Source organism: Arthrobacter sp. ok362 (assembly GCF_900102785.1).
Taxonomy (GTDB): domain Bacteria; phylum Actinomycetota; class Actinomycetes; order Actinomycetales; family Micrococcaceae; genus Arthrobacter.
The window spans coordinates 57051-74574 of record NZ_FNGC01000005.1; the positions used below are offsets into that span (position 1 = coordinate 57051).

Consider the following 17524-nt stretch of genomic DNA (forward strand, 5'->3'; position numbering starts at 1 on the left):
TTAGGTTGCATAGCACTTCGGCGAATCGAGGCAGTGATGCAGACCAACCCGCGGCTCAACATCCGTCAGGTCACTTGGGCGAACCCCGTCGGCGCGGACCTGAGGGCCGCCCAACAGGCAGAACTCGAGGCGCGCTTCGGCCGGCCCGACCACGAACCCGGGCCGCCGCCGTCGGAAGCGGACACGGCAGTGTTCCTGGTGGCGCACGACAAGGCCTCGGGCCAGCCGGTCGGCTGCGGCGGCCTTCGCATGCTGGACGCCCTGACCGCCGAAATCAAGCGCCTCTATGTGCTGCCCTACACCCGCGGCTCCGGGGTAGCGAGCTCCATCCTCGCGGCGCTGGAAGCCCACGCCCACGCATTGGGGGTCACCACCCTGACGGCGGAGGCCGGCTCGGTGCAGACCGACGGCCGGCAGTTCTACGAGAATTCGGGTTTTGTGCCCGTGCCGAACTTCGGGCCGTATGTCGGCGTGGTGCACTCGTACTGCTACGCGAAGCCGATCGATTCGCACAGCGCCGCGCACACCGCGATGGCCTGAGGGCGGGCGGCAACGCAGACCGGCGCCGGCGGCGGAAGTGGAACTGCCAGCACCGCCGGTGCCCGTGCCGTGCCGTGCCGTGCCGTGCCACAACGCTGCGTCACACAGCGCCGCCCGTCACGTAGTCGGCTAACCTCGCACTATGGAATCGGCCGACATCACCTTCCGCACCCGCAAATGGGTGCGCCCCGAGGACCTCAACGCCAACGGCACCTTGTTCGGCGGGAGCCTGCTGAAGTGGATCGACGAGGAGGCGGCCATTTACGCCATCCTGCAGTTGGGCAATGGCCGGGCGGTCACCAAGTACATCTCCGAAATCAACTTCGTCAGCTCAGCCGTCCAGGGCGACCTGATCGAAATGGGCCTGACCGCGACCCGCTTCGGCCGGACGTCGCTGACCATGCGCGCCGAAGTCCGGAACATGATCACGCGCCGAAGCATCCTCACCATTGATGAGATTGTCTTCGTGAACCTGAGCCCGTCCGGGAAGCCCGAACCGCACGGCTACACCGAAATCACCTATGACCGGGACCGGATTCCGACTCATCACCTGACCGAGACCCTGGAGCAGGACTAGGCCGCGCCTGTCACGTCGGCGCCTGGCACGCCGCCGTCGGACGGTGCCGTTCGGTCAGGTCCAGAAATCGTCTGCCTTGGCCGTGTCCTCGAAGTACTCCCGCCCTTCGGCGATCTTTCCGTCGCGGACCACAAACGTGATGACGGTAGCCAGGTCAATTGTCTTGCCGTTGCCTTGGGCCTGGGTCTGCTGGATCCCCACGGTGTACTTTTCACCGCCGACGACGTCTTGGAGGTTCGCTTGGAAGGAACCCTGGGAACGGGCGCCGAGCTCGCCGAAATAGCTCATGATTGCGTCCCGGCCCTGCTTGGTCCCGGACAGCACGCCGCTTCCGGCTGCGTACCAGACTGCGTCCTCCGCGAACAGGTCGCTGAGCGTCGCCATATCCCCTGAGTTGAAGGCCGCGTACCCCTGCCGGACCAGTTCAACATTCTCTGCGGTTCCCATGATCAGTCACGCCTCCGTCATCCTTGTCGGATCATGCTGGGACGGTTCAAGGGTAGTCCTGGCCCCGGTGCCTGTCGATGGAAATATCCACTGCCGCCGGTGCCCGGCCGGCCCCCGCGGGTGTGCCTAGCGGGCTCCCGGCCAGCCGGTGTAGGCCTCCGCGAGGTAGGCGCGGCCGTGGCGGGAGGACACCACGGAATGAAGCTCGCCGAGCTGGCGGGCGCGGGAGAAGTCGTCGGCGTCGGCGTGGGTGTGCAGCATGGAGGTCATCCAGTAGGAGAACTGCTGGGCCTTCCACACCCGGTTCAGGGCGCGGTCGCTGTAGGCGTCCAGAAGCACGGTGGAGCCGGTGGAGTAGAAGCTGTCGAAGCCCTCGAAGAGGACCTTGACGTCGTTCAGCGCCAGGTTCAGGCCCTTGGCCCCGGTGGGCGGCACGGTGTGCGCCGCGTCTCCGGCGAGGAACAGGTTGCCGTGCCGCATGGGGGCGTGGACAAAGCTGCGGAATTTCAGGACCGTCTTGTCGATCACCGGCCCTTCCTTGACCTCGAAGCCGTTGCCGTTGACGCGGCTGCGGAAGGCGTCCCAGATGCGGCCCTCATCCCAGTTGTTGACGTCCTCGTTGGGGTCGCACTGGAAGTACATCCGCTGGACCGTCTCAGTGCGCTGGCTGATCAGGGCGAAGCCGTTCTCCGAGTTGGCATAGATCAGCTCGTCGGAGCTGCGCGGCGCCTCGGCCAGAATGCCGAACCAGGCGAAGGGGTACTGGTGGAAGTACCATTTGCGCTGCGCCTCGGGAATCTGGACGCGGCAGTGGCTGCGCGAACCGTCCGCGCCGGCGATGAAGTCGGCCTGAAGTTCGTACTCGACGCCGTCCGCATCCGTAAACCAGACCTTGGGCTTGGCTTCGATGTCATGGATGGTGGTGTCCGTGACGCTGTACCGGACGTCCCCGCCGTCGGCCAACCGGCGTGCGGAGAGGTCCAGGAACACGTCCGTCTGCGGGTAGAGCCAGACCGATTCCCCGACGAGGTCCTGGAAGTCGATCCGGTGGCTTTCGCCGTTGAAGCGCAGTTCGATTCCGTCATGGCGGTCGCCGTCGCGCAGCACGCGGTCGGAGACGCCGCTGTCGACGAGCATGTTGACCGAGCCGTGCTCCAGGATGCCGGCGCGGACCGTCTCTGAGATCTCCTGGTGGCTGCGGAGCTCCAGGACGGTGGATTCGATGCCTGCCTTGGCCAGCAGGTGGGACAGCATGAGCCCGGCCGGGCCGGCACCCATGATGGCTACCTGGGTGGTGATGACTTTTCGCTGTGCCATGTGCGTCTCGCTTCGTTGCGGGGCCCGGGCGCTCAGAGCCGGGGCCGTTTTCGTCTTCTGGCTAACAGTGTGCTCGGCGGGGCGTGATGCGCGTTACATGAATTCCGCTGAATGGAATGAGGGGCTCTCGCGGGGCTCGCCAAGCCGCCGCCCGATCCCGCGGGCTGCGGTCTGGAGGGCGGGAACGAGCGCCTGCAGGCGCACTTCGCGAAGGGGAACGACGACGCCGAGGGCCGCCACGGCGCGTTTCCTGCGGTCCAGCACGGGCACGGCGATCCCCCACGTGTCCGGGTCTACGACGCCGGCCAGCTGCGCATACCCCTGGTGGGCAGCTTCGCCAAGGAGCGCACGGAGGTCCTGGGGGGCCAGCCGTCCGGTCGGATCGCTGAATCCTTCGAGGTACTCGGCCTGGACGTTGCGGGGCTGGTTGGCCATGAGCACCAGCCCGGCGGAGGATACGTGCACGGGCATCCGGCCGGCCACCTGCGCACGGTTGGCGACCGAGCCGCGGCGGGACATCCGCTCCACAAAAAGCGCTTCCCGGCCTTCCAGCACGGCGAGGTTCACGTTTTGGTTGAGCACCTGCTGGATGTCCTCCATGAACGGCAGGGCGGCCTGGCGGAGTTCAAGCGTGGGGGAACTGCGGTTGGCCAGCTCCCAGAGCCGCAGGCCCAGGCTGACGGACCCGCCGGGACCGACCACAAGCAGGCCGTGCCCGGCCAGCTGCCGGACGAGCCTGTGCGCGGTGGTCAGCGGGAGTTCCGCCCTCGCGGCCAGCTCCGAGAGCTGCAGAGCCGTGACACCCTCCGGGAAGGCGGCAATCAGCCGCAGGATCCGGTCCACCACCGAATCGCCGGAGTTCGAATTGGCCACGACGCTCCTTCCATTGAATGGTTTTAAGTGTCCCACGCAACACGGTCGGGTGATAGAACTCTCACAATAGAAGAGGCTGGCCAACACTGGCCGGGCACACGGAATCACGTAAAGAATATCGCTGAGGTAGCAATGTCAATGTCGTCATTGGGTAACAAATCACGGTGGCCCGTGTGGCTCTGCTGGCTGGCCATGGTGCTGGACGGCTTTGATCTGGTGGTCCTCGGCACGGTCATTCCGACCCTAATCAAGTCGCAGGAACTTGGCTTCGACGCAGTCGGAGCGACATTCGCGGCGACCATCTCCCTGGTGGGCGTGGGGCTCGGCGCACTCTTCATCGCCCCGCTCTCGGACCGCCTGGGCCGGCGGAACCTGCTGGTGGCCTGCGTGAGCTGGTTCTCCATCTTTACGATCGCCGTCGTCTTCGCGCCCAACGTGGCCTGGTTCAGCACATTCCGGCTGCTTGCCGGCCTCGGCCTCGGCGCCTGCCTGCCCGCCGCGCTGGCCTACATGAACGACTACGCCCCTGCCGGCACGGCCGGAAAGTCCACCACCCGGACCATGACCGGATACCACGTCGGCGCCGTGGCCACGGCGTTCCTGGCCCTCATGGTGATTCCGAGCTGGCGGACCATGTTCGTGGTGGGCGGCCTGGCCGGCCTTGCCCTGGCCCCTCTCCTGTGGTTTAAGCTTCCGGAAACCCTCCCGCCGGTCCTCCACATCCCCGCAGCCGCCAAGTCCCCGGCGGCCGCCTCACCGGCCGGCGCCCCGGTCCGCGCGGAAGCCGCGGCTGTGGCCGCACCGGCGGAAGAACGCGCCAGCTTCCGGGATCTGGGCCGCAAGCCCTACCCGCTGATCGCAGCCGGCGTGGCCGTGGCGTCCTTCATGGGGCTGCTGCTGGTCTACGGCCTGAACACCTGGCTGCCGCAGCTCATGGCCTCCGCCGGCTACAGCCTGAACGCCGGCCTCGCCCTGCTCCTGGTCCTGAACGTGGGCGCTGTTGTGGGCCTCCTGATCGCCGGGGTTCTGGCGGACCGGCACGGCACCAAGAGGATCGTCCTGCTCTGGTTTGGCCTCTCCGCCGTGTTCCTCGCCGCGCTCAGCATCCAGATCCAGAACGAAGTCGTGCTCTATGCCGCCGTCTTTGTCACCGGCGTGTTCGTCTTCAGCTCCCAGGTCCTGGTCTACGCCTGGGTCAGCCAGCTCTTCCCGGTCCGGCTCCGCGGCACCGCCCTGGGCTTCGCCGCCGGCGTAGGCCGGCTGGGAGCCATTTTGGGCCCGGCCGTCACCGGCGCGCTGGTCGCCGCCGGCATTGCCTACCCGTGGGGCTTCTACGTTTTCGCCGCCGCCGCAGTCCTGGCGGTCCTCGCCCTCGCCTTCGTCCCGCAGACCGTCGCGGCAGTGTCCCGCACCGGCGCCAGCGTCGGGCGCTCCTAGGAGAAGCGCCCGGGGGTCCTCGTCCCGCGGCAGCCCCTGAGGCGGCGCCACGCGCCGGGCGCCAGCACGACGGCGATGCCGACGGCGGCGCCGATGATGGTCTCCACGATCCTGTCGCGGAGCAGGATGCCGGGCGGCACGGGTGCCACGAGGAGCGTGGACGTCAGCGCCAGCGGCGTGACGAAAACCTGCGCCAGCATGTACTGCCGGGCGATGAACATCTCGGCGCCGAACTGGCACGCGGCAATCACCAGCACCGTCTGCCAGGGCGTCGGCTGCAGGAGCAGGATTCCGGCGAGCAGCACCAGCCCCAAAGCGGTGCCCGCGATGCGTTGCAGGCCGCGGCTGACGCGGTGCCGGGTGGTGTGACCCACGAGCGGAACGACGGCGGCCACCATCGCCCAGTAACTGTGGCCAACTCCAAGCCACTCCCCGGCCAGGGTACCCAGCGTTCCTGCCACCCCTGCCGCCACGAGGTAGCCCGCGCTTTCGTGCCACGCGGTGCGCTTCTCCTCCGGCGTGAGGGCCGCGGGCCTAGGATTCACCCACGGGGTCCGGTGGCTCCGGGCCACCCGCGAGGACTGGCCGATCACCAGGGAGAGAGCGACCGTGAGCACCGCGACGAGCATGCACTGCCACAGCGGCGGCTGGTTGGGGATTGACGCGATGGCCGCGAACGCAAAGATATGGAACAGCGAGCCCGCGGGACGCAGGCGCCACCACGCGACAACCAGGGAGCAGCCCCACGCGATCACCGTGGTGGCCACCACCAGGACCCAGGCAGCGCCTGCCGCGGAAAGCCCGGCAAGAGCGTCCACACGCTCAGTGAGGGCGGCCAGGAACATCACCAGCAGCATCAGCCCACCGGCCCGCACCTGGAGGGTCAATCGCCTGGCGTGCGGCTCATTCCGGCCGTAAATCCCGGTGAAGGCGCCGAAGGAAGCGAAGATGGCCAGATCCAGGCGGTCCAGCAGCACCAGCGTGATCAGCGGAACAAAGACCCCCACGGCGCAGCGCAGGGCGACCTGGTGGTCCTTGTTGCCCGGGGCGATGGTGAACATCTCGGAGAACAGCTTCACGGGCTTGTCTTCACGGGTCGGGGGGCCTTTCGCAGCGGTCGGAGTGGTACGACGGCGTCACTGGCATCCACGCTGGATGTTACTCCGGAACCCCGCAGCTGCAGCATCGAGTCCCGTTGATCGGGATCTGCCGGACGCCCGCGAAGTGGTAGCGTCTATCGGTTGAGTCAAGCCAGCAACGTACACCGGAGGTTCCCCATGCTCAAAGGATTCAAGGATTTCATCCTGCGTGGCAACGTGATCGAACTGTCCATCGCCGTCGTGGTCGGCACCGCCTTCACCGCCCTGGTCAGCGCTTTCACCACAAACATCGTCAACCCGATCCTCGCTGCTGCCGGCGGCGTCGAGACCCAGGGCCTGGGCTTCCACATCTGGCCGGGCAACGACAAGACCTTCGTCAACATCGGCGCCGTTGTGACGGCCTTCCTGACCTTCCTCATTACCGCCGCGGTGGTGTACTTCATCTTCGTGGCCCCCATGAACCGGATCAACCGAATGGTCAAGCACCGGCTCAGCGCAGCCGAGCCCGCGGAAGAGCCGATCCCGGCCGACACCGCGCTGCTGGCCGAGATCCGCGACCTTCTCGTCAACCTGGCCGGTCCGGTGTCCGACGGCGGCCGCGCCGGCGTCGCGGAGCATCCGGCCGGGAACACGCCGTCGGCCGTCCCTGCCGGAGTCACAAGCCGCCAAGCTTAAGACTCTGGGACTTCTTGTTCCTCGGGCGGGGTAAAGATGGACTCAATGGGTTGACCGAAGAGCCGGGCGATACGGAAGGCCAGTGGCAAAGCGGGGTCGTAGCGGCCTGTTTCCAGCGCGTTTACGGTCTGCCGTGAGACGCCGAGCCGGTCAGCGAGTGCACCCTGGGTCCAGCCGCGGCCCTCCCGCAGTGACTTGAGCTGGTTTTTCATCGTCTTCCAACGACCGCGCCGGAGATAATCCACCCGAGCATGCCTGCGCCGTAGATGATCCACCCGACTCCAGAAATGCTGAGCCCGGCGATCTCCAGGAAGGCCAGGGTCACGGAAGCAATCATGGCGACGGCAAACCCTCCCCCGAGCGCCTGCAGCAGGAGCAGCCGCTGGTAGTCGTCAATCCGCCGCACATGGCGCAGCACGGCGCGCACGATCCACAACGCCGGAATCACCGGCAGGACCGCCCAGAGGAATCGCCACGGACTATCGCCGTCGAGGCCCCCCCACACCAGCACGCCGACGAGCACCACCGCGTAAGCGAGTATGCCAGGCCAAAATTCACGTTGATACGCGCGGGATTTCTCGCGATCGCCCTCGCTACGATCCTTGCTGTCAAGTTTGTTTGTCATGGCTCTATCTTGGAGTCATGCGCCAGCCCTGTCAAGGACGCTTGTCATTGATATTTGGCCGGCTCTATGGCGGGCAGGAGGTCCGGAGTACTTTGATGTAGACGCCCCCGCCACGCGAGCCTGGATGCCGAGGAGGAACACCATGCCGGATGTTCACTGGAACCACGAGCTGGTGGATCAATTGGACTGGCATTTTGCCAATCAGGCCCGCCCGAGGCTGGATGGGTTGACTGACGACGAGTATTTTTGGGAGCCGGTTCCGGGCTGGAGTCTCCGACACAGGGACGCCTCAACGGCCCCGACCGCGCCGGGTACGGGTGATTTCACCATTGATTTCAGCTACCCGGAGCCCGTTCCGGCTCCGGTGACGACCATTGCCTGGCGCCTGTGCCACATTCTGGTCGGCGTGCTGGGCGCGCGCACGGCATCGCACTTTGACGGTCCTGCAGTGGATTACCAGAACTTCGCCTACCCAGGCACTGCGGCCCTGGCACTGGCCCAACTGGACGAGTATTACGCCCGGTGGATCCAGGGCGTGAAGAGCCTTGACGAGGCGGGTTTGGGGGCACCCTGCGGCGCGGCCGAAGGTCCGTTCGCCGATGCACCCATGGCAGCACTGGTCCTGCACATCAACCGCGAGACGATCCATCACCTGGCCGAGGTCGCCCTGCTCCGCGACCTCTACGCGCACCGTCACTTGCTGCAACGCGGCTCGGAGGGTGAACCAGGCCTGTAGCGAGTCCTCTCCTGCACTGTCCTGGTCCAAGTGCCGGTCCGAAACCGTCACCCGGCGGCAACCCGGCCGAAACAGCTGGCCGGAATCATGGGAGTATGACGCGCAAAGCCCAGCCCCCCGCCACCTCCGAGTTGCGCTGCGAAGTGTGCGGCCAGATGCCCGAACCGACCAAGGCGCGGCTGACCCTCGCCAATGTCGCCGTGATGCTTCCGATCGAATTGCTGGTGCACGCGGCTGTAGTGGAAACCCACTTGCCTTACGTTGCAAAGGTCCTGGTTCTGACCATGACCGCGACCATCCTGGTGATCTGGGTGGCCGAACCCTCGGCAGCCCGGATGCTCAGGGGCTGGCTGCATGCCCCGGCCCTGCGCCACCGCAAACGGCTCGTCGCCGCGCCTGCCCTGTGGCGGGCGCGGACCGTCCTGAAAGACAAGCCCGGGTCGCTGCAGAAACTGACGCAGGCCCTGGCCGGGCTGAACACGAACATCCTCAGCATTCATGTTCACCCCGTGGCCGGCGGCGTGCTGGACGAGCTCGTGCTCTCGGCACCGGGCGAAGTCCGCGAAACCGAGTTGCTCCGGGCGCTGCGGGCGGGCGGCGGAGCGGATCCGCACGTCTGGGCGACCACCGCCCTGGCCATGGCCGACGGGCAAACCGGCGCACTGAGCCTGGCCGCCCGGATCGCCGCCAGTCCGGAGGAGCTGCCGCTGGCAGTGGCGGAACTGCTGCGGGCGCGGATCGAGCCGGCGGCGGATGCGGACACTGCGACGGCGGAACGCGACCTCGCAGGGAACGGCACCCCACGGGAGGGCACAGGCAGCACCTTCCTGAGGATCCCGACCGCTTGGCACGGCCCGATCACCTTTTCCCGGTCTGGCGAACCGTTCACTCCGGCGGAGTCCGCGCGCGCCCACCGCCTGGCCGAACTTGCGGAGATCCTAGCGCACAGGTCGGGCTCGCCGGTTGCCGGCGGCAGATCCCCCGAAGCGGAGTCCGCCTAGACGGCGGCCATTCTGATCTTGAGCGCGTCCGGATCCAGGGTCACGGCCAGGTGCTTCCCGGTGCCGAGATGATCGCCGTCCAGTTGAAACTCCTGCTCGCGCTCCAGGGTGATTTCGGCAGTTCTTCCTTGGAAGTAATCCACGGACTCGGTCTCGTTCTTGTTCCGGCCGAAAATGCCGGCAATCACGCCGAGCCAGCCGAGCCGCCCACGGGGGGACAGGATCAACAGGTCAAGCACGCCGTCGTCCACTTCCGCCTCAGGGAAGATCTCGATGCCGCCCATGATTTTGCCGCAGTTTCCGACCATGACGCTGCGGATCCGCCGCCGCACGGGGTGCTGGCCGTCAATGCTGATCCTGGCCTTCACCGGCTTGCCGGGGAGTTTGCGGATGCCCGCCTCAACGTAGGCAAGCCAGCCCATCCGGTCTTTGAGCACATCCACGGTGTCGGCCATGATGGCGGCGTCATACCCGAGTCCGGCCATCACCAGGAACACCTGCTCGTCATCCGACCCGTCAAGGGTCGCCTTGACGACGTCGACGGATCTGTCGCTGCCGCTGAGGACGTCGTAGCTGGCGGCCACGGGGTCGGTGATGTCGACGCCGAGGTTGCGGGCCAGCAGGTTGCCGGTGCCCAGGGGCACCAGGCCCATCGGCGTTCCGGTGCCCGCGAGGACCTCCGCCACGCAGCGGACTGTTCCGTCGCCGCCCGCCGCGATCACGACGTCGACCCCGGCGTCCAGTGCCTCCCGGGCCTGGCCAAGCCCGGTGTCCTCCTTGGTGGTCTCCAGCCACAGCGGCTCGGCCCAGCCCTGGGTCTCGCACAGGCGGAAGAAGGAGGCACGGAAGCTCTCGCCGGGAGACTTCATGGGGTTGATAACCACGGCGGCGCGCCTGGACGCTGCGTTGTCCTGGGTGTTCGGGGTTCCCGGAGTCGCGGTGTTGTTCTCTGTCATGGCGTCCTTAGGGGCAATTGGGCGAAATAGTACCCGAACTGAAATCCTAGCCGCAGTGCCCGCGTAACCTCCGCAGGGCCGGCGCGAATCGTGGACGTGCGCTCCGCCACCTCACTAGACTGGGCTTCGTGATGTTCCGGGGGCTGCACTCCGGACGCCGAAAGCGGGGGCAGATGACTGAACCAGAGAATTATTCAGCAACAGCTGAATCATCCAGCATGGATCCCCACGACTGGGGCCGGGCGATGGCACTGGCGCTCACGCGACTGGCCGAGCAGATCGAGCCCGAAGGCAGCGACGACATCCATGCCCTGGTGGTGGGCCGGGACCTGCACCTGAAAATCAGTGACGAGCCCGGGGGCGTCACGATCACGGTTTCCACAGAGCCCATCCGAGACCCCGCTCCCTGACGGTCCTTTTCCCAGACGTCCCGTCAGAGACGTGGTTCACCGTCCCGAGGTCAGGTCCTCGGAGATAACTTCCGCTGTGGCCACCGTCGCCTCACGCACGGCCTTGAGATAGGCAGCGGGGTCGGCCTGAGCGGACACCGTCTGGGCCTGCAGCGAGACGTTGATGGCCGCCACCACCTTGGGCCCGTCATGGACCGGCGCCGCAATGGACATCAGTCCCAGCTCCAGCTCCTGGTCCAGCAGGCACCAGCCCTGGGTGCGGACCGTATCCAGCTCCGCCAGAAGGGCAGCCCGCGTTCCGATGGCTCCCGGAGTGAGCGGCCGGATCTCGGCGGCCGCGAGGTAGTCTTCCAGCTTCGCCGGCGGCAGGGCCGCGAGCAGCACCCTGCCCATGGACGTCGCGTAGGCGGGGAAACGGGTGCCCACCGTAATGCCGACCGTCATGATCCGCCGGGTGGACACCCGGGCGATGTAGGCGATGTCGGTGCCCTCGAGCACCGCGGCCGACGTCGACTCCCCCAGTTCGAGCGAGAGCTCCTCCAAATGCGGTTGGGCCAGCTGCGGCAGGGACAGCCCGGACAGGTAGGCGTAGCCGAGCTGCAGCACTTTGGCGGTCAGGGCGAAGATCTTGCCGTCCGAACGGACATAGCCCAACTCCGCGAGCGTGTGCAGGAACCGCCGGGCCGTGGCCCGGGTCAGCTCGGTCCGGGCCGCCACCTCGGTCAGCGTCATCTTGGGGTGATCCGTGTCGAACGCACGGATCACGGCGAGCCCGCGCGCCAGCGACTGCACGTACTGGTCGCTGGCCGCAGGCGCGCCGCCGCTCTTGGCTGGCTCAATCATTTCTCGCCTTTCGGTCCCGCATCACTTTAGCCGTGCGCAGGTCATCCGGCCGCAGGCCCTTCAGCTCGGGTCCGCCGCCCGGAGCGGCACCGGGACCATGGCCTGGAGTTCCTCGAGCGTGCAGCCGAAGGTCTCGCGGACCTGAACGCCGTCGAGTCCGGTCAGGAAGACGGCCTTGTCAGTGTAGATGCGGGTCACGCAGCCGATCCCGGTCAGCGGGTAGGTGCAGGCCTCCACGAGCTTGGACACGCCGTCGCGGGTCAGGAGCGTCATCATGACGAAGACGTCCTTGGCGCCCGTGGCGAGGTCCATGGCGCCCCCGACGGCGGGAATCGCGTCCGGCGCCCCGGTGTGCCAGTTGGCGAGGTCCCCCCTGGCCGAGACCTGGAAGGCGCCCAGCACGCAGATGTCCAAGTGCCCGCCGCGCATGATCGCGAAGGAGTCCGCGTGGTGGAAGTAGGACGCCCCGGGAAGCTCCGTCACGGGGATCTTGCCGGCATTGATGAGGTCGCCGTCGATCTGGTCCCCGGCAGCTTCCGGGCCCATGCCGAGCATGCCGTTCTCGGTGTGGAGCGTGATGTTCTGCTCCGGCTCGAGGTAGTTGGAGACCAGCGTGGGCTGGCCGATGCCGAGGTTCACGAAGGACCCGGGCTGGATGTCGCGGGCCACAAGGCGGGCGAGGTCGTCACGGCCCAGCGGCTTGTCGGATGCCTGGATGCCGGCCTGGCTGTTGGACTGGATGCTCATCTCAGGCCACGCTTTCTGTCTTGCCTGCGGCTGCGGCCACACGGACGATGCTGTTGACGTAGATGCCGGGGGTCACGATGACTTCCGGGTCCAGGCCGCCTGTGGGTACGATCTCGGACACCTGGACGATGGTGTGTTTCGCGGCGGCGGCCATGATGGGACCGAAGTTCCGTGCGGTCTTGCGGTAGACGAGATTGCCCCTGCCGTCCGCCGTGAGGGCCTTGATCAGGGCGACGTCGGCGTGGATGGGAGTCTCGAAGACCTGGCCGCGGCCGTCGAGGATGCGGGTTTCCTTGCCCTCGGCGAGCATGGTGCCGTAGCCGGTGGGCGTGAAGAAGCCGCCGATCCCAGCTCCCGCGGCGCGGATCCGCTCCGCGAGGTTCCCCTGCGGGACGAGTTCGAGTTCGATCTCGCCGGCCCGGAACTTGGCGTCAAAGTGCCAGGAGTCGGACTGCCGCGGGAAGGAGCAGATCATCTTCTTCACCCGGCCTTCCTTGATGAGCAGGGCCAGGCCCTGATCGCCCTGGCCGGCGTTGTTGTTCACCACGGTCAGGTCAGTGGCGCCGCAGTCCAGCAGCGCGTCGATCAGTTCGAACGGCTGCCCGGCGTTGCCGAAGCCGCCGATCATCACGGTGGAGCCGTTCTTGATGCCGGCGACGGCCTCCCCGACGGTGTCAATGAAATTCAGCATCTCCCTTAACCCTTCACGCCAGAAGTTACGTTTTCGAGCACGACGGCCAGGCCCTGGCCGACGCCGATGCAGATCGCGGCGACGCCCCAGCGCTGCCCGGAGGCCTGCAGGCTGCGGGCCAGGGTGCCGAGGATGCGCCCGCCGGAGGCCCCGAGCGGGTGGCCCATGGCGATCGCGCCGCCGTGCCGGTTCACAATTGACGGGTCGATGCCCCAGGCGTGGATGCAGGCCAGGGACTGCGCGGCGAACGCCTCGTTGAGTTCGACGGCGCCCACCTGGTCCCAGCCGATGCCGGCCTTCGCGAGGGCCTTGTTCGCGGCCTCGACGGGGGCGTAGCCGAAGTACTGCGGGTCGTTGGCGTGCGCTCCGCGCCCGGCGATGCGGGCCAGCGGGTCCAGGCCGAGGATCCCGGCGGCGGCCTCACTGCCCAGCCACGCCGCGGAGGCACCGTCGGAGAGCGGGGAGGCGTTGCCGGCGGTGACGGTACCGTTCTCGGCGCGGAACACTGTCTTGAGGCCGGCGAGCTTTTCGGCTGAGGAACCGGCCCGAATGCCCTCGTCGCGGACCAGGTCCGTGCCCGGGACCGGGACCACGAGGTTGTCGTAGAAGCCCTCGTCCCAGGCCGCGGCGGCCAGGTTGTGCGAACCGGCCGAGAATTCGTCCTGCTGTTCGCGGGTCACGCCGTACTTCTCGCGCAGCCGTTCGGTGGCCTCGCCCAGCGAGATGGTCCACTCCTTCGGCATGGCCTGGTTCACCAGGCGCCAGCCCAGCGTGGTGGAGGCCAGGGTCAGGTCCCCGGCCGGGTAGGGCTTCTCGGTCTTGGGCAGCACCCAGGGCGCGCGCGACATCGACTCGGCACCGCCGACCAGCATGAGCTCGGCGTCGCCGGTGTTGATCTGCCGGGAGGCGATGATCGCCGCGTCCAGGGAGGACCCGCACAGCCGGTTGACCGTGGTGCCGGGGACCGAGACCGGCAGCCCGGCCAGCAGGGTGCCCATGCGGGCGACGTTGCGGTTTTCCTCGCCGGCGCCGTTGGCGTTGCCGAAGACCACCTCGTCGATCCGTTCGACGTCGAGGGCCGGGGAGCGCTTGACGATCTCACCGATCACGTGCGCGGCGAGATCGTCCGGCCGGACCCCGGCGAGCCCGGAGCCGAACTTCCCGAACGGGGTCCTGACGGCGTCGTACACAAAGGCCTGGTTCATGGGTTCTTGTCCATTTCTGCCTCGTCCATGGAATGGAACACTTGCTGGGCGGTCTTGAAGGCGGTGTTGGCGGAGGGGACGCCGCAGTAGATGGCGGTCTGGAGCAGGATTTCCTTGATCTCGTCCCTGCTCAGGCCGTTGGTGATGGCGGCGCGGATGTGCATGGCCAGTTCTTCCCAGTGCCCGTGGGCCACCATGGCGGTAAGGGTGACGGCTGATCGCATCTGGCGGCTGATCCCGGGCCGGGTCCAGATGCCGCCCCAGGCGATCCGGGTGATCATGTCCTGGAAGTCCTCGGTGAAGGAATCCTTGTTGGCATTGGCGCGGTCCACGTGCGCGGCGCCCAGAACCTCGCGGCGGACTTTCATGCCGCCGTCGTAGATTTCCTGGCTGGTCGCGCCGGGCTGGACAACACCATTGCGTTCGGGCCCATTGCGTTCCGGCCCGGTCATGCGCCCGCTCCCTGGGTTTCGGTCCAGGTGATGAGGCCCTTCAGCAGCCCGGCGATGTGGCCCGGCGCCTCGAACGGCGCCAGGTGTGCCACGCCCTCCAGGCTGACGGCCGTGGCAGTGCCGCCGCCGGAGGTGATGCCCGCGGCGACTTCCTCGGCCATGGACGGCGGGGCGACGGCGTCGAGGGCGCCGGCAACAACCTGGGTGGGGACGCGGATGGTGCCAAGCTGGTCCCTCACGTCGAAGCTGGCCAGGGCCTCGCAGCAGAAGGCGTAGCTGAGGCGGTCGGCGTCCCGGAGGGTGTGCAGGAGCCGGCTGCTGAGCTCGGGCTGGCTCTCCATGAATCCCGGGGCGAACCAGCGCTGCGCCGAGCCCTGGATCATCACGGGGGTTCCCTGTGTGCGCACGGTTTCGGCGCGCTCCAGCCAGCCCTCGGGAGTGCCGATCTTCGCGCCGGAACACTGCACGGAGAGGCTCTTGAGCCGGTCGCCGTGCTTGATGCCAAGCTGCAGGCCGGTGGCCCCGCCGAGGGACACCCCGGCGTAGTGGAACCGCGCACCCGGGGCGATCGAATCGACCAGGCCGATCACGGCGTCCGCGAGGTCGGCGACCGTGAAGGTCTCCTGGGCCGCCGGCGAGACGCCGTGCCCAGGCAGGTCCCAGGCGACGACGTCGACGTCGTCGCCCAGCAGCGCGCCGGTCTGGCTCCAGACCAGGGAGGATGTTCCGAGCGAGGGTCCGACGATGAGGAGGGGCTTCTCGCCCAGCGCGCGCTGGGGCGAAAGCAGGACTGCTTTGACGGTGGGTCTAACCACGGGAGGCTCCATTCTGGAGTTGGTGGGCGGCGCCGGCCGGGCCGGCGGCGTATTCCGGGTAGGCCGCGAGGATGCGGCGGGAGATGTCGACGGCCTGGCCGAGGTAGTTGGCCGGGTGCAAAAGCTCCTCAAGCCGGGCGTCGGTGAGCAGTTCTTCGGGGACAGCCGCGCGAAGGAGTGCCCGGTAGATCCCCGCCTGCTCCGCGGCCGGGGCCTGGAGTGTCTTGTCCACAACGGCCTGCAACTGCTGTTTCCCGGTCCGGCCCAATCCCGTCTCGGCGCTGCGCAGGTCCAAAAGTGGCGCGACGGCAAAGTTGACGGCTTCTGAGAGCAGCAGCGGGCCGGCGAGGTTCAGGTTGCGGCGCATCGCTGCCGGGAAGACCTCCAGGCCTTCGGCCAATTCGCGCAGCTGCGCCGCGGCGCCGAGGGCCAGACGCAGCAGCTGGCGCAGAGCCGCCCATTCGCTGTGCCAGGCGCCGTCGGGGCGTTCGTCGTTGAAATTGGCGGCCGCGAGGTGCAGCTGTGCGGCCAGGGCGGGGGCCTGCAGGGCGGCGCTGCGGATCAGCACGGAGAGCACCGGGTTCTGCTTTTGCGGCATGGCGGAAGACACGCCCCGCCCCGCGGCGCGCGGTTCCGCGAGCTCGGCCACTTCCGGCCGGCTCAGGAACAGGACGTCCGCGGCCATCTTGCCGGCCGCGTCCGTCACGGCCGCCAGCGCGTCGCCGAGCGCGGTCACGGCCAGCCGGTTGGTGTGCCACGGGGCGGGAACGGTGGCGAGACCCAGGCGGGCGGCAAGCCGGTCCGCGAGGTCCAAGGGAGTCAACACAGTCCCTTCGGTCAGCACCGTCCCGGCGGCAAGGGTCCCGGCGGCGCCGCCGGTCTGTACCGGCAGTTCGAGGGCCTCGAGCCGGCTGGCCGCGGCGGCAAGTCCGTTGAACCACTGCGCGGCCCGCAGCCCGAAGCTGTAGGGCAGCGAGTGCTGGGTCAGGCTGCGGGCAACACAAAGCGTGTGCCCATGGGCTTCGGCAAGGCTGGCGAGAGCGGTCGTTGCCGCCTTGAGCTCGGCGAGCAGCTCGCGCACTGCCCCGGCGGCCAGCACCATCAGGGCCGAGTCGAGCACGTCCTGGCTGGTCAGCGACGTGTGCACGGCCTGTACCGCGCCAAGTCCGGCAGCGTCCAGGTTCCTGACCTGTTCCCGGAGGTCGGCGAGCAGCGGAATGACGGGGTTGCCGCCGCCCTGGGCGCGGACGGCGATGCCCGCGACGTCGTACCGCTGCACGTCCGCGGCGGCGGCCACCACCGCGGCGGACCCGGCCGGGGCGAGGCCCGCCTCGTCCAGGACCGCCGCCCAGGCAGCCTCCACCTTGAGGATGGCGGCGAGCACGGCACGGTCCCCCGCCAACGCTGCCACCAGCGGGGACGCCGACACGGGGCTGAGCAGGCCAAAATCACCGGGCAGGCCGGCGTCGCCGTCGGTTTCGAAGGAAGTCACGTCGAGGGACCCTCGGCGTCGCTGAAATCCAGGAACACGGTCTCGCCCTCGCCCTGCAGGCGGATGTCCCAGCTCAGGCCGCCGTCGGGATCCCGGCGCGCGATCAGGGACCGGCGCCGGTCCGGGTCCAGCGAGCTGAGCAGCCGGTCCCGGGCCAAGGCAGCCTCGTCCTCCGGGAGGTAGACCCTGGTGAAGAGGCGGTTCATGAGGCCGCGAGCGAACACGGCCACCGCGATGAACGGCGCAGCCCCGGCTTCGGTGGGGCCGGGGTTCACGGTGGTGAACGTGAACGTGCCGGTGTTCCCCACGGCTGTGCGGCCGAAGCCCGTGAAGGTGTAGCCGTCACGGACCAGGGAGCCCGTGTGGTGCGGGACGTTGCCGTCCGCGTCCGCCTGCCAGATTTCCAGGATCGCGTCCGGGATCGGGTGGCCCGCACCGTCATACACGGTGCCCTGGAGCCGGACGGATCCCGGGGAACCGGGGGCCAGGAGCTCGCGGTCCTTGGCGTAGGGCAGGGCGTAGCCGAAGAACGGTCCGACTGTCTGCGCCGGTGTCGGCGCCAGTTGGGTGGGCTTATTCATGGCG

22 protein-coding genes are annotated in these 17524 nt (G+C 68.0%); 7 read left to right on the forward strand and 15 right to left on the reverse strand.

Features of this window, described 5'->3' with window-relative positions; all coding sequences use genetic code 11:
• Nucleotides 1–36: 36 nt before the first annotated feature.
• Together BLQ10_RS08205 and BLQ10_RS08210 are read left to right on the forward strand one after the other, a co-directional pair.
• Complete coding sequence (locus BLQ10_RS08205) at nucleotides 37–540, forward strand: GNAT family N-acetyltransferase (RefSeq protein ID WP_091560577.1); 504 nt, start codon at nucleotides 37–39, stop codon at nucleotides 538–540.
• A 142-nt stretch (nucleotides 541–682) separates the two neighbouring features.
• Nucleotides 683–1117, forward strand: coding sequence for an acyl-CoA thioesterase (locus BLQ10_RS08210; protein WP_091560580.1), 435 nt, complete (start codon nucleotides 683–685; stop codon nucleotides 1115–1117).
• 54 nt (nucleotides 1118–1171) lie between these two features.
• On the opposite strand, the gene BLQ10_RS08215 is transcribed toward BLQ10_RS08210, so the two are convergent.
• From BLQ10_RS08215 to BLQ10_RS08225, 3 genes are all read right to left on the reverse strand, one after another.
• Nucleotides 1172–1564: a nuclear transport factor 2 family protein gene (locus BLQ10_RS08215; RefSeq protein WP_091560582.1), complete on the reverse strand. Its 393-nt coding sequence runs from the start codon at nucleotides 1562–1564 to the stop codon at nucleotides 1172–1174.
• 126 nt (nucleotides 1565–1690) lie between these two features.
• Entirely contained in the window at nucleotides 1691–2881 is a 1191-nt protein-coding gene (locus tag BLQ10_RS08220; RefSeq protein ID WP_091560585.1) for a 4-hydroxybenzoate 3-monooxygenase, read from the reverse strand.
• Between the two features lie 93 nt (nucleotides 2882–2974).
• Nucleotides 2975–3754, reverse strand: coding sequence for an IclR family transcriptional regulator (locus BLQ10_RS08225; protein WP_091560588.1), 780 nt, complete (start codon nucleotides 3752–3754; stop codon nucleotides 2975–2977).
• A gap of 138 nt (nucleotides 3755–3892) precedes the next feature.
• Here BLQ10_RS08225 and BLQ10_RS08230 point away from each other — a divergent pair, with 138 nt between their 5' ends.
• Nucleotides 3893–5191 carry an MFS transporter gene (locus BLQ10_RS08230; protein ID WP_254785471.1) on the forward strand — a complete coding sequence of 433 codons (1299 nt, stop codon included), beginning with the start codon at nucleotides 3893–3895 and terminating at the stop codon, nucleotides 5189–5191.
• Here the strand turns inward: BLQ10_RS08230 and BLQ10_RS08235 are convergent.
• Complete coding sequence (locus tag BLQ10_RS08235) at nucleotides 5188–6270, reverse strand: FUSC family protein (protein ID WP_091560592.1); 1083 nt, start codon at nucleotides 6268–6270, stop codon at nucleotides 5188–5190. The genes BLQ10_RS08230 and BLQ10_RS08235 overlap by 4 nt on opposite strands.
• Before the next feature lie 198 nt (nucleotides 6271–6468).
• Between BLQ10_RS08235 and mscL the strand changes: the two genes are divergently transcribed.
• Nucleotides 6469–6966, forward strand: coding sequence for a large conductance mechanosensitive channel protein MscL (gene mscL, locus BLQ10_RS08240; protein WP_254785472.1), 498 nt, complete (start codon nucleotides 6469–6471; stop codon nucleotides 6964–6966).
• Here mscL and BLQ10_RS08245 read toward each other — a convergent pair.
• On the reverse strand, nucleotides 6963–7178 hold the full coding sequence (locus tag BLQ10_RS08245; protein ID WP_091560594.1) for a helix-turn-helix transcriptional regulator: 216 nt from the start codon (nucleotides 7176–7178) through the stop codon (nucleotides 6963–6965). The genes mscL and BLQ10_RS08245 overlap by 4 nt on opposite strands.
• Nucleotides 7175–7591: a hypothetical protein gene (locus BLQ10_RS08250; protein ID WP_091560596.1), complete on the reverse strand. Its 417-nt coding sequence runs from the start codon at nucleotides 7589–7591 to the stop codon at nucleotides 7175–7177. Before BLQ10_RS08250 ends, BLQ10_RS08245 begins: the two co-directional genes overlap by 4 nt.
• Before the next feature lie 142 nt (nucleotides 7592–7733).
• On the opposite strand from BLQ10_RS08250, the gene BLQ10_RS08255 reads away from it, so the two are divergent.
• Nucleotides 7734–8327 carry a DinB family protein gene (locus tag BLQ10_RS08255; protein WP_091560599.1) on the forward strand — a complete coding sequence of 198 codons (594 nt, stop codon included), beginning with the start codon at nucleotides 7734–7736 and terminating at the stop codon, nucleotides 8325–8327.
• A 95-nt stretch (nucleotides 8328–8422) separates the two neighbouring features.
• On the forward strand, nucleotides 8423–9328 hold the full coding sequence (locus BLQ10_RS08260) for an ACT domain-containing protein (protein WP_091560602.1): 906 nt from the start codon (nucleotides 8423–8425) through the stop codon (nucleotides 9326–9328).
• Here BLQ10_RS08260 and BLQ10_RS08265 read toward each other — a convergent pair.
• Entirely contained in the window at nucleotides 9325–10284 is a 960-nt protein-coding gene (locus BLQ10_RS08265) for a diacylglycerol/lipid kinase family protein (protein ID WP_091560605.1), read from the reverse strand. The genes BLQ10_RS08260 and BLQ10_RS08265 overlap by 4 nt on opposite strands.
• A 173-nt stretch (nucleotides 10285–10457) precedes the next feature.
• Between BLQ10_RS08265 and BLQ10_RS21985 the strand changes: the two genes are divergently transcribed.
• On the forward strand, nucleotides 10458–10694 hold the full coding sequence (locus BLQ10_RS21985) for a hypothetical protein (RefSeq protein ID WP_139164199.1): 237 nt from the start codon (nucleotides 10458–10460) through the stop codon (nucleotides 10692–10694).
• A gap of 36 nt (nucleotides 10695–10730) precedes the next feature.
• On the opposite strand, the gene BLQ10_RS08270 is transcribed toward BLQ10_RS21985, so the two are convergent.
• The 8 genes from BLQ10_RS08270 to pcaG are packed head-to-tail and all read right to left on the reverse strand — an operon-like array spanning nucleotide 10731 to nucleotide 17520.
• A complete protein-coding gene (locus tag BLQ10_RS08270; protein ID WP_091560608.1) occupies nucleotides 10731–11537 on the reverse strand; it encodes an IclR family transcriptional regulator domain-containing protein in 807 nt (268 codons plus the stop codon).
• Nucleotides 11538–11597: 60 nt separating this feature from the next.
• Nucleotides 11598–12284, reverse strand: a complete 687-nt coding sequence (locus tag BLQ10_RS08275; RefSeq protein WP_091560610.1) for a 3-oxoacid CoA-transferase subunit B — start codon at nucleotides 12282–12284, stop codon at nucleotides 11598–11600.
• Nucleotide 12285: 1 nt separating this feature from the next.
• Entirely contained in the window at nucleotides 12286–12975 is a 690-nt protein-coding gene (locus tag BLQ10_RS08280) for a 3-oxoacid CoA-transferase subunit A (RefSeq protein WP_091560612.1), read from the reverse strand.
• A gap of 5 nt (nucleotides 12976–12980) precedes the next feature.
• A complete protein-coding gene (locus BLQ10_RS08285; RefSeq protein WP_091560614.1) occupies nucleotides 12981–14180 on the reverse strand; it encodes a thiolase family protein in 1200 nt (399 codons plus the stop codon).
• Nucleotides 14177–14632: a 4-carboxymuconolactone decarboxylase gene (pcaC, locus tag BLQ10_RS08290; protein WP_091560617.1), complete on the reverse strand. Its 456-nt coding sequence runs from the start codon at nucleotides 14630–14632 to the stop codon at nucleotides 14177–14179. The genes BLQ10_RS08285 and pcaC overlap by 4 nt, the downstream gene beginning before the upstream one ends.
• On the reverse strand, nucleotides 14629–15447 hold the full coding sequence (locus tag BLQ10_RS08295; protein WP_091560619.1) for an alpha/beta fold hydrolase: 819 nt from the start codon (nucleotides 15445–15447) through the stop codon (nucleotides 14629–14631). Before BLQ10_RS08295 ends, pcaC begins: the two co-directional genes overlap by 4 nt.
• Nucleotides 15440–16939, reverse strand: coding sequence for a lyase family protein (locus BLQ10_RS08300; protein ID WP_175558528.1), 1500 nt, complete (start codon nucleotides 16937–16939; stop codon nucleotides 15440–15442). The genes BLQ10_RS08295 and BLQ10_RS08300 overlap by 8 nt, the downstream gene beginning before the upstream one ends.
• Nucleotides 16936–17520, reverse strand: coding sequence for a protocatechuate 3,4-dioxygenase subunit alpha (gene pcaG, locus BLQ10_RS08305; protein WP_091560621.1), 585 nt, complete (start codon nucleotides 17518–17520; stop codon nucleotides 16936–16938). Before pcaG ends, BLQ10_RS08300 begins: the two co-directional genes overlap by 4 nt.
• Between the last annotated feature and the right edge of the window lie 4 nt (nucleotides 17521–17524).

What these genes read in the sequence shown, in the direction of transcription:
- BLQ10_RS21985 (WP_139164199.1), top strand. Translation starts at nt 10,458, where the DNA reads ATGACTGAACCAGAGAATTATTCAGCAACAGCTGAATCATCCAGCATG.
- BLQ10_RS08265 (WP_091560605.1), bottom strand. Translation starts at nt 10,284, where the DNA reads ATGACAGAGAACAACACCGCGACTCCGGGAACCCCGAACACCCAGGAC.
- BLQ10_RS08270 (WP_091560608.1), bottom strand. Translation starts at nt 11,537, where the DNA reads ATGATTGAGCCAGCCAAGAGCGGCGGCGCGCCTGCGGCCAGCGACCAG.
- BLQ10_RS08260 (WP_091560602.1), top strand. Translation starts at nt 8,423, where the DNA reads ATGACGCGCAAAGCCCAGCCCCCCGCCACCTCCGAGTTGCGCTGCGAA.
- BLQ10_RS08250 (WP_091560596.1), bottom strand. Translation starts at nt 7,591, where the DNA reads ATGACAAACAAACTTGACAGCAAGGATCGTAGCGAGGGCGATCGCGAG.
- BLQ10_RS08285 (WP_091560614.1), bottom strand. Translation starts at nt 14,180, where the DNA reads ATGAACCAGGCCTTTGTGTACGACGCCGTCAGGACCCCGTTCGGGAAG.
- BLQ10_RS08205 (WP_091560577.1), top strand. Translation starts at nt 37, where the DNA reads ATGCAGACCAACCCGCGGCTCAACATCCGTCAGGTCACTTGGGCGAAC.
- BLQ10_RS08230 (WP_254785471.1), top strand. Translation starts at nt 3,893, where the DNA reads ATGTCGTCATTGGGTAACAAATCACGGTGGCCCGTGTGGCTCTGCTGG.
- pcaC (WP_091560617.1), bottom strand. Translation starts at nt 14,632, where the DNA reads ATGACCGGGCCGGAACGCAATGGGCCCGAACGCAATGGTGTTGTCCAG.
- BLQ10_RS08245 (WP_091560594.1), bottom strand. Translation starts at nt 7,178, where the DNA reads ATGAAAAACCAGCTCAAGTCACTGCGGGAGGGCCGCGGCTGGACCCAG.
- BLQ10_RS08255 (WP_091560599.1), top strand. Translation starts at nt 7,734, where the DNA reads ATGCCGGATGTTCACTGGAACCACGAGCTGGTGGATCAATTGGACTGG.
- pcaG (WP_091560621.1), bottom strand. Translation starts at nt 17,520, where the DNA reads ATGAATAAGCCCACCCAACTGGCGCCGACACCGGCGCAGACAGTCGGA.
- BLQ10_RS08280 (WP_091560612.1), bottom strand. Translation starts at nt 12,975, where the DNA reads ATGCTGAATTTCATTGACACCGTCGGGGAGGCCGTCGCCGGCATCAAG.
- BLQ10_RS08210 (WP_091560580.1), top strand. Translation starts at nt 683, where the DNA reads ATGGAATCGGCCGACATCACCTTCCGCACCCGCAAATGGGTGCGCCCC.
- BLQ10_RS08215 (WP_091560582.1), bottom strand. Translation starts at nt 1,564, where the DNA reads ATGGGAACCGCAGAGAATGTTGAACTGGTCCGGCAGGGGTACGCGGCC.
- BLQ10_RS08275 (WP_091560610.1), bottom strand. Translation starts at nt 12,284, where the DNA reads ATGAGCATCCAGTCCAACAGCCAGGCCGGCATCCAGGCATCCGACAAG.
- mscL (WP_254785472.1), top strand. Translation starts at nt 6,469, where the DNA reads ATGCTCAAAGGATTCAAGGATTTCATCCTGCGTGGCAACGTGATCGAA.
- BLQ10_RS08220 (WP_091560585.1), bottom strand. Translation starts at nt 2,881, where the DNA reads ATGGCACAGCGAAAAGTCATCACCACCCAGGTAGCCATCATGGGTGCC.